General features: G+C 50.7%; 9 protein-coding genes. 7 read left to right on the forward strand and 2 right to left on the reverse strand.

Going from position 1 to position 9452, the window contains the following annotated elements:
• On the forward strand, positions 1–134 hold a 134-nt coding region (locus GV827_RS17495), incomplete at its 5' end, for an IS3 family transposase (RefSeq protein ID WP_164355109.1).
• A 140-nt stretch (positions 135–274) separates the two neighbouring features.
• On the opposite strand, the gene GV827_RS17500 is transcribed toward GV827_RS17495, so the two are convergent.
• Complete coding sequence (locus GV827_RS17500; RefSeq protein ID WP_164355110.1) at positions 275–943, reverse strand: HEPN domain-containing protein; 669 nt, start codon at positions 941–943, stop codon at positions 275–277.
• Positions 944–945: 2 nt separating this feature from the next.
• Positions 946–2322, reverse strand: a complete 1377-nt coding sequence (locus GV827_RS17505) for an exodeoxyribonuclease I (protein WP_164355111.1) — start codon at positions 2320–2322, stop codon at positions 946–948.
• A 118-nt stretch (positions 2323–2440) separates the two neighbouring features.
• On the opposite strand from GV827_RS17505, the gene GV827_RS17510 reads away from it, so the two are divergent.
• The 6 genes from GV827_RS17510 to GV827_RS17535 all read left to right on the forward strand — a co-directional run bounded on the left by GV827_RS17510 (position 2441) and on the right by GV827_RS17535 (position 9331).
• On the forward strand, positions 2441–4477 hold the full coding sequence (locus tag GV827_RS17510; protein ID WP_164355112.1) for an AAA family ATPase: 2037 nt from the start codon (positions 2441–2443) through the stop codon (positions 4475–4477).
• 132 nt (positions 4478–4609) lie between these two features.
• A complete protein-coding gene (locus tag GV827_RS17515) occupies positions 4610–5566 on the forward strand; it encodes a helix-turn-helix transcriptional regulator (RefSeq protein WP_204325953.1) in 957 nt (318 codons plus the stop codon).
• Between the two features lie 69 nt (positions 5567–5635).
• On the forward strand, positions 5636–5923 hold the full coding sequence (locus GV827_RS23880; RefSeq protein ID WP_164355114.1) for a hypothetical protein: 288 nt from the start codon (positions 5636–5638) through the stop codon (positions 5921–5923).
• A gap of 7 nt (positions 5924–5930) precedes the next feature.
• The gene (locus GV827_RS23885) at positions 5931–6203 is read left to right on the forward strand and encodes an AAA domain-containing protein (protein WP_164355115.1); all 273 of its coding nucleotides are present in this window, start codon (positions 5931–5933) and stop codon (positions 6201–6203) included.
• Positions 6204–6238: 35 nt separating this feature from the next.
• The gene (locus GV827_RS17530; RefSeq protein WP_164355116.1) at positions 6239–7882 is read left to right on the forward strand and encodes an McrB family protein; all 1644 of its coding nucleotides are present in this window, start codon (positions 6239–6241) and stop codon (positions 7880–7882) included.
• A 3-nt stretch (positions 7883–7885) separates the two neighbouring features.
• Positions 7886–9331, forward strand: coding sequence for a 5-methylcytosine restriction system specificity protein McrC (locus GV827_RS17535; protein WP_164355117.1), 1446 nt, complete (start codon positions 7886–7888; stop codon positions 9329–9331).
• Positions 9332–9452: the final 121 nt, after the last annotated feature.

Consider the following 9452-nt stretch of genomic DNA (forward strand, 5'->3'; position numbering starts at 1 on the left):
GAAGGTCTTGGCAGACGCGCAGAGACGCCGAGTTGGCCATCTTCCAATACATCAACGGCTTCTACAATCCGCGACGGCGGCATTCAGCATTGGGCTGGAAAAGCCCGGTCGCCTTCGAAAGGAAAGTGGCTTAAACGAGCACTTGGAGCGGCATCAAACCGTGACAGGTCCAATCTGTCTGCGGGTGATGTTCCAGTGGATGATGATTGGGAAGATGAAGAATAAGAGTGTTCCGCTATATTGCAGGCGGATCGCTCAAGTCGCGCAGCTAAGATCACTCCACAACCGGGTAGTACGGTGCGCCCCAGTTTTCTTCTGGGTTCGACATCATCGTGTCAACAAATACTGGCATCAGGCTTAGCAGCAACTCCGCCCCATCTCGGACCTGTTTACGATTGACTTGGCTGTTCCAAGTGGCTCCTCCATGAACCAGTTGGTTGCGCAAAACATACAGCCGGTCGAACAAGATGCTCAAGAGTTTTGCCGTCTCCTGGCCCTCAATCGCATATTGGGCTGCTTTCTTTGCGTTCTCGAGGCGAAGTTCCCAGTTTTCAAAGGTGGTGGAGCCGTTGTGGAACTTCCAGAACGGGCCGAAGATGTATTTGTTGTCGAGCAGATCCTTCACAACTCCCTCAAATTGATACCAGATTTCATGAGCAATGCGTCCCTTGATGTCACAACGGACCAATGCGTCAAAGAAATTTTGAAAATCAGTTCTAGCAAATGAGCCAGGGTCCTCACCCATGTCCTTCGCATAAGCCGCATTGAACGCAATCCATGCGAAGATGAACGCGCCATCCGGATCGTCATCGACCAGTGCTGCTGCCCGATTCAGCCAGCTAATCGACCGATGAGTGCGCAGATTGAGTTCTGACGGGTTCTGCTCGCGAAGCTGCCGGTGTTTGTCTTGTAGGTAGTCGAATTCTGAAGAGGTTCCAGCCATGTCTATCGTGCTCCCATCCGATCTGCCAAGAAACGCTCAATCTCGTCCAGCATTGCGGCATCATGGCTGGCTCCTGCTCTCAGTTCATCTAGCGCATTGCGTGCCTTGTTGAGGGTCATCCATTCCGTCTCGGGTTGATCCGGTGCATTCCAACGTTCTTGCAGCCAGTTTTTGTATTTGAGGCGCTCACCTTCAGACAAAAGGCCAGTGGCATAGAATGCAACCAATCGGTGGCCCAGCTGACGCAGGCGTGCATCCTCAAAGGAACTGACAATTTCCTGCCTGTGCCGCCAATCGGCGCCCTGAAATTCGTTCAAAAGTGCTTTGTCGGACCAATTGTAGAAACCACCAAATATGCGTTTTTCCACAGGAAGGAGGGTCGCGTCTGAAACCTGAGGGTACCGTGCCGCCATAACCTGAGCCAAACGTTCGCGAAACTGAGGGGCGTCTGCAAGTATGCTTGCTCGGCGGGTCTGCTCCTCAGTTGCGGCGTGCGCTGTTAATAGGGCAGGGGACTTGTTAATTGAAACGGAGCGAATGATCCGTGGCGTTTCTTCCAGCCGGGCAGCCAGCATCTCTTCGTCAGCGGTGATCAGCTCTGAGGGGTCAGCTGCGTCGAGATCAAAGAAAAAAGCCTGATTGGGATTGCTACTCGAATATCCGCATAAACACCCGATAGTGATTTGCGGTGGGCCACCGCCAAAACGACCTACCAATTCAAGTGGTTTGAAACTTTCCAGCAACGACTGAACAAGTCCCTTGTTCCGGCTGGACAGAAGCTCTTTCCAGAGATCAGGATCCAGTTCGGCGATCTTGCGGGCAATATGGATTGTGGCTTCGACGTCTCCGAGTGCGTCATGAGCGTTGTGACCCTCGAAGCCATTGAGCGGTGCGAGGCGATCCAATTTGAAGCGCACCTTGCCAGCTTCATCGACTGGCCATTCAAATAAATCTGGGCGACAACACCACACAGCGTAAACGGCGGTCATGATGTCAAAGCGTGTATTGCCGTTGAACTGCGTTGCGAAGATGTCTGGTTGCAGGTTTTGATAAAATGCCTGTCGAAGCATCTCTTCGTCGAAACGAATGCTGTTGAACCCAGTCCAGATCACAGGTGACCAGCGCTTTACCAGCTCCGCCAGCGACTGTGTGAACTCAAAGAAATTGGGCAGGTTCTCGTCTAGCAGTTGCGCAGGGCGCAAGCCCGTCACGGCCAAAGCCTGCGGAGATGGGATGATATGGGGTGCTAAGCGGCAACGCAAATTCACCCGCTCAATCTCATTGAATTCCGCATCCGTGAGGATCGCCGCAAATTGCATAGGGTGATCAAACGCGGGCGTTATTCCTGTAGTTTCGAGATCGTAAAATGCGAAATTCATAAGCCTTCTTAAGCTTCCAGAGAGCGGGCGTCACGCAGAGATACTGTCCTTTCATAATCGACACGTCCGTATATGACGCATCGCGATATTATATCTGGTTCGTCAATACGGAGGTTACATGACGAACAGATACGAACAGAGATATTTGATTGACTTGGCTCACAGGCTTGCCACGCGCTTTACGGCCCGCAGTGTTATGGCGCTGGAACTTTCAAGCTGGACTGAGGATCAAGATTTGGGGTTCTCTTGGGACACCGACTTCGACCGCTTCAAACGCAAGGGTGTGCCTGCTAAGGTTTGGAAAGATCTGCGTGCCCACCTCGCGTATCAGTTTGCACGAACACCACGCGTCCGACCCGATGCTCTTGCCCGCAACATCTCGGCGCTGGCAGCGCATATGGGACTTGGAAAGAATGAAGAGGAAATCTTCGCCCTGGCAATTCGCGCAGCTCGTAGCGGACCGGTCAAATCTCTGTGCTCAGCATTAACAGATGAGGCCCGGATTCCAGTCGAAGACGCTGTTGTTCATCTGACTGGGCTCTCACCTGCGCAGGTGCGAAAAGCTTTGTCCAACTCAGGACGACTGATGGTCTCTGGTCTACTGCAATTTGAAAGACCTCCGTTTACTGGGCTTGGCCTTTTACCTTCCGATCGCTTGCTGGTGGCACTTGAGCCGCCTTCCCGTGGGCTTGAGGACATTCTGGGCATGCTCTTTGCCACGACCGAACCGGCATCGGTCACCTGGGAAGACTTCGGTCATCTGGGACAGGGCCGGGACTTCGCATTCCGGTTGCTACAGGGTGGACTAAAGCGGCAGGAAAAGGGCGTGAACATTCTGCTTCATGGTGCGCCGGGGACGGGAAAAACTGAGCTTTGCAAAGTGCTCGCTGAAAGGCTTGGCGCAAGTCTCCACGCTGTTGGTGAAACAGACGATGATGGCGAAGAGCCGACACGGTTTGAGAGGTTACAGCAACTGCGTCTCGGTCAACGGCTACTCGGTGATCAAGGCAACAGCATCATCCTGTTCGACGAGATGGAAGACCTGTTCCCTGGGCTCGACAATGGGCTCTTCGGAGTCTCGTTGCGTCGGTCTGGCTCAAAGGTCCATACCAACCGCCTAATTGAGGGCAACCCTGTGCCGACCCTCTGGACGACAAACAACATCAGCGACTGCGATCCAGCGTTTCTGCGTCGGATCAGCTTTACGCTGGAGTTGCGTACACCCCCGGTCGCTGTTCGTGCCAGGGTATGGCAAAAACTCGCAAGGCAGCATCAGGTGCCACTGTCCCAAGACCTGTGTTTCGAATTGGCACACAGCATGGAGGATGCACCGGCACTGGCCAACAGCGCCCTTCGCGCGGTGCGCATCGCTCGTGGCGGAACAGATGACGTGAGACTGGCTGCAACCGCCATTTCTCGGGCTGTACGTGGGGGCCATACTCCGTTGATCTCGCACAGCGCTGTTCATTTTGATCCGGAACTGGCGAATGCAGACCATGACCTCAGCTTGATCACGCAGCGTTTCGTCACTTGCGGTCCAGCCGATACAGGTGGACTTTGCCTCAGTGGACCGCCTGGGACCGGCAAGAGCGCCTTCGCACGCTACCTTGCAGAATGTTTGCACATGCCTGTCCTCGAGCGGCGTGCCTCTGACCTGCTCGATCGTTATGTCGGGGGAAGCGAACGCAACATTGCAGATGCCTTTGCAGAAGCGCGTGACACCAGCGCCTTTCTTGTATTCGACGAAGCGGACTCGCTGCTTGGCTCCCGCAATGGCGCCTCTCATCGCTGGGAAATCTCACAAGTGAATGAAATGCTCACTTGGATGGAGAACCACCCTCTACCTTTTGCTTGCACCACAAATCTTGTTGATCAGCTGGACCCTGCCACAGCACGGCGCTTCAGCCTGCGGATCGGTTTTCTGCCGCTGAATCTCAAGCAGCGCCAAGCCTGTTTTCGGCGGTTCTTCCATGCTGATCCGCCTGTGGGACTCCAATTGCTTGACCAGTTAACGCCCGGAGATTTCGCAGTCGTGGCCAAGCGGTGCACTTTGCTGGGCATAACAGAGCCTGCGGTTATCGTGAACGAGCTGACCCGGGAACAAACGTCCAAACCAAACGCAAACAATCCAATCGGATTCCGAGCAGTGAGTTAATGGGGCGGGGACCAACACGACAAAGCGGTCTCTCACCGCGGCCATTCGCTTGAAGCCTTGATCGGTTTGCGCAAGACTGTTCAAAACGGAGTTTTCCCAATGCGGTATGGCCGACTGACAGACCTGGTCCGTTTGGCGCTGCAGATGCAGGGCAGGGCGGATGGTCTGTCACTGGATGATATCGGGGAAAGCTATGAGGTTTCGCGCAGAACAGCTGAACGAATGCGTGATGCGCTCAGAGATGCCTTTCCACAAATTGAGGAGATCAGCGAGCCGGGGGGTCGCAAACGTTGGCGGCTTCCACCTGGGACAACGGGCCGACTGGCTGATCCCACCATCGACGATATTGCAACGCTGCATCGGGGGGCTGAACTGGCGCGTCAAAGCGGAGATACCGCAACAGCAGATAACCTCGACACGCTGTCAGACCGGTTGCGAGCCCGTTTGCCGGGCCCTAAGCGAACACGGCTTGAGCCAGATATTGCAGCACTGCTCGAAGCAGATGGGGTTGCACTGCGCCCGGGTCCCCGAGAGCGTATTCCTGAAGAAACACTCAACCACCTACGGCAAGCTATACTTGCTGGTGTCTGGATCACTGTGGATCACCGTGCCCGGGCAACGGGATTATTGAGCCGGAACGCACGGCTTGGTCCATTAGCGATGTTGCTTGGTGAAGGACGCCAGTATCTCGTTGCTTATAGTGACTGGGCCAAAGATATTCACCTGTTCGCTCTGGCAGGCTTTGAGCGTATCGAATTGTCCAATGAGAGCTTTGAACGCCCTGCAGATTTTGATCTGCAAGCCTGGATCCAGCGGTCGTTTGGGGTCTGGCAGGCAGAACCTTATGACGTGATCTGGCGTTTTTCACCGGAGGCTGCGCCAGATGCGCGAACATACCTGTTCCATGCTACCCAAGAGATGAAGGATGAACCCGATGGGAGCTTGACCGTGCGGTTTCGTGCGGGTGGGCTCAAAGAGATGTGTTGGCATTTGTTTCGATGGGGGGATCAGGTGGAGGTCCTTGAGCCTCAAGCCCTCCGGAAATTAGTAGTTGAACAAGTGGAACTATTGAATCAACATTATGTGTAAGCCGACTTGGTTGAAACTGAGAAATTCTAATTTCTTGCAAAGGATGAAGAACTTTGAACGATCTATCGTATGCGTCCGAGCATCTGCCAATTTATATCTGATGCCTTTTATGATGGTCGTCTAACAGCCCATGAAAGTACCTCCGAGCGCAGTCTGAACCTGCAAGGCGTTGACCTGCCGAGTGAAGGGATTGTTATGATCTCGGCTGAGCATGAAGGATGCTCACAGAAAAACGTGGAAGAAGGTGAGATCATTAAAGCCGAATATGGTGGCTTGCTCGGCCAAGAGTTCACCGACCATGATGGCACCACACCCCCGATCACCGAAGACGATATTCTGGTGGTCACCTCATATTAATGTGCAGGTGAATTATCTGCGCTCGATCCTGCAGGACAATGCCAAGGTTGGCACTGTTGATAAGTTCCAAAGGCAAGAAGCACCCATCGTGTTGATTTCCATGGTGATATCCAGCGCCGAAGACCTGACGCGCAATATTGAGTTTCTTTTCAGCAAGAACCGTCTGAATGTTGCCGTCTCACGCGCACAATTTTTGGCGGTGGTGATTGCCAATCCCAAGCTGCTGGAAATCCCCTGCAGCACTGTGGAACAGATGAAGCTGGTCAATACATTCTGCTGACTGGATGAATATGTTGATAGAAAAAAGAGGAAAAAATGAAAAGCCGACTAAAGAATCTTTACAAATACTTGATTGAGAACCGGAAACACGAAGTCAAAGGCTGGTATGATGCCTATCGTGAGTTTTACGGTCAGGTCGAACAGATCCGTAAACGTATCAAATCAGGAGAAGACTTATCTCAAACTGATGAGGCTTTCCTGAAGCAGCTCCTCTATGAAAAAAGTAACGGGATCGCTTCTCGCGGCCAGTCTGTTTTAAGCAACGAAAACTTTCAGGCTTTCATCAAAAACAAGGATTTTATATCCGCGCTAGGAGAATTCATTCAGACCCCCAACAAGGACAACTTCCAGAAATTTAACGATGCGTGGTCTGACCAAGGCAAGTCCAACAATCCGGTTCTTGTCAATCGTGTGGCGGCAGCCTGCACGCTCGAAGTCTCCGCTACTGTTGATTCCGGTAAGTTTAATCAGGTCTTCAGCTGGCTTATTCGTGAAGGAATTATCCCGGCATATCCGGCCAAAGAGGATCAAGATTGGTATTCAAAAAACATTTTCCTAATGAAGATCATCAAAGATGAGTTCAGAGATGAGCTTCAGTACAAAAAAACGGATGAGTTTTATCTGAGCCAGTTTGTCTGGATGCTGTATGAAAACCTTTCCAATCCATTCAGCCTAAAAAAGCAGATTGTTAAATACGGTGCTCCTGGAACAGGGAAAACATATCAAGCTCGCCAGCAGACCTCGCTGCTGTTTGATATCTGGAAAGAGGAGTTTGCTCCAAACAGCGCACTCACACATGCAAGCCAGATTGACCTAGTGCAATTTCATCCTTCTTTTAGTTATGAGGACTTCATGGAAGGCTTGCGCCCAGTTCTGGACTGTAATGGAACCGCGCAGCTGACGTTGCAAAATGGTGTTTTCAAGGAGTTTTGCAGAAACGCTGGAAAGTGGGAAATTGATGTTTTTAGTCTTGGTCTCGATCGGGACTGGGAATCAATTACGATCGATGAGCTTCATTCCCATAGAAAAAAATTATCAGGTGATCATTGGCAGTACATCTTCAAAATATCAGACACATCAAAGCTGGTATCCGATGCTGTGCCTCCATTCTTCTTTATCATCGATGAAGTGAACCGGGCTGAGTTGTCTCGAGTTTTTGGTGAGCTGATGTATTGCCTAGAATATCGAGGCATTAAAGGAAGGATCAAAACCCAGTATGCCAATTTGAATAACGAAGGCACTGGCATGCTTCAAACCGATCAGGGATACCTATTTTTCATCCCAACAAATATATATCTGATTGGCACCATGAATACCATTGACCGGAGTGTGGAAAGCTTTGATTTCGCTCTCCGACGTAGATTCCGCTGGGAAGAATTAACGCCGGATACAGGGCTGTTGAGATACCATTTGACCCAGTTCTGCAAAACCTGGGTCCCTCTGGCGGATGACCTTGAACGGCTGAACACCCAGATAGCCAAGGAACCTTTGCTGGGCCATGATTACCAAATCGGTCATGCCTATTTGATGAACTTGAAGTATGCCACCAGCCTTACGGTTGCGGAAGTAAGAGAGCGTGTCTGGGATGATTACATCCGGCCTTTGCTGCAGGAATACCTACGCGGTACCGGTAAGGAATCTGAGCTCATCAATTCTTTCGGAAAGGAATTCGGGGTTTAAATCATGTGGCTGTTCGATATCATAAAGAACGGGACTCTGGTCGACAACCAATCTTATTTAGTCCATCAAGGCATCTTGACCAATATGCGTTTGGGAGAATCGATTTCTCTCAACACTAAATCAAAGGGCCAGTGGAACAATCTTAATAACGACGAGTCTGCTCTTTGGATTTTTTTGAATTCAGTTTCTCGTGAAGTTGAGAAAACGCTGAATGAAAATAAGGCCGATACTCTAATCCTCTTCAATGATGAAGATTACGAACACAATACCGAAGGCGGCTTTATCGGTGTAACTGGTACGGATGCCAGAAATTTCAATCTCAGCACAGGCAATCTGATTGGGTTTGTTAAGCGTGGGGATTATTCCCTGAAGATCAGCTCCCGGTTTGGTGATGCTTTCCTTCAGTACATCATTGCCGATGCCGACGGGTTTCTTGAACTGGAAAATATTGGCGGTGAAAGTCACGCCGATGGTTACGAGTGGCTCCTTGCATATCTTTGGAATATCAAGTTCAGGAGAGCTTACCGGCTGGGGCTGCCCAAAACCTACATTACAAAGAATGATCGGATTTCCCGCGTTCGCGGAACAATCGATGCGGTTGACTACTTCCGGAATAAAACCTCCGGAAAGTATTTATGCTCCTACCGTGAACACAGCTACGACAGCCCCGCAACCTCACTTTTTATCAAAGCCTATGAGGCGGTTGAGCATTATTCCTTTTGCCAGCGAACAAGGAATGTCTACAACGCGTTTCTTACCGCCAATCAGGGTGTGAAAAGATCCCGTCAGGAAATTTTGAGAACACCGTATTTCACCAACCCCTTCTACAACGATTATAACGTGCTGATAGATCTTTCGAAACAAGTCATCAGCCAGCGGGGCTCTGATTTTGACTCGCAGCATGACTCGAGCGCATTCTTTTTCGATATTTCGATGCTTTTCGAATATTTCATTCGGAAGCTCATCAAGCGAGATGGGGTTAGACTGTTTAGCAAATTCGAACAACGCTATGAAATCCCGGCAGGTGCTCCCCGCAACTATATGCGCAAACTTGAACCGGACCTTGTTTTTGAGAGTAATGGCGGCCTTTACGTCTTTGATGTGAAGTATAAAGCATTTGATCGAAAGTTTGGGGTCAAACGCGAAGACCTTTTCCAGTTGCACACATACGTAGGTCAGTATGGAAATGGAGCCTCGATAAAGGGGTGTGGATTTGTTTACCCGATATCCGAAGAACTATGGGCTTCACTCAAGCTGGATAAAACGCAGGGGCTGATTTCCGATACTATTCGCCAGCAGAGGCAAGATATCCCGTTTCATGTTCTTTTTCTGAAAATCCCTTCAGCTTCAGAAAATAGTGAAGCTTTGCAGAGCGGGTCATTTGTTAGAATGATGTCCAAATCATGCTCAGATTTCGTGTCGACTTTCAAGCGCATATGCGGTTCATAATTGTGCCGTTATCAACCCAAGAGGCATCGCCAAGTTGTTCAGTTTTGCTGAGTTGGCTATAGAGTGGCGAGCCGAGCAGACCCTGAAACAGCGAGAGGAGATCAAACGCAAAACCAATCTC

The sequence above is a fragment of the Sulfitobacter sediminilitoris genome, from assembly GCF_010667575.1.
In the GTDB taxonomy this organism is placed as follows: domain Bacteria; phylum Pseudomonadota; class Alphaproteobacteria; order Rhodobacterales; family Rhodobacteraceae; genus Sulfitobacter; species Sulfitobacter sediminilitoris.